The following is a 310-nucleotide window of genomic DNA, read 5'->3' as shown; positions in this document are numbered from 1 at the left end:
GCATTAAGGAGTTTGGAATCGTAACGCCGATAATCACACGCCCGAAAGAGGACGGGAACGGTTATGAAGTGATTGCAGGTCAGCGGCGTGTGCGTGCTTCCGAGCTTGCAGGGATAAATACCGTACCCGCTTTTGTCCTGCCTTTAGACCGTGACCGAGCCATCATCACCCTTGTAGACAGCAATTTACAGCGTGAAAATATCCTGCCAAGTGAGAGGGCATTTGCTTATAAAATGAAATCCGAAGCCATGAAAAGGCAGGGCTTCCGCACAGATTTAACCTCGTCACAAGTTGGGACGAAGTTGCGGAC

At 50.0% G+C, this 310-nt stretch carries 1 protein-coding gene; it reads left to right on the top strand.

Annotated features, from left to right (window positions below; translation table 11 throughout):
• Window positions 1-310, top strand: a 310-nt coding sequence (locus E5329_RS29525) for a ParB/RepB/Spo0J family partition protein (protein WP_135992608.1), incomplete at both ends; no start/stop codon positions are given.

It is taken from the genome of Petralouisia muris (assembly GCF_004793545.1).
In the GTDB taxonomy this organism is placed as follows: Bacteria; Bacillota; Clostridia; order Lachnospirales; family Lachnospiraceae; genus Petralouisia; species Petralouisia muris.
This window is presented reverse-complemented; position numbering and strand designations above follow the sequence as displayed.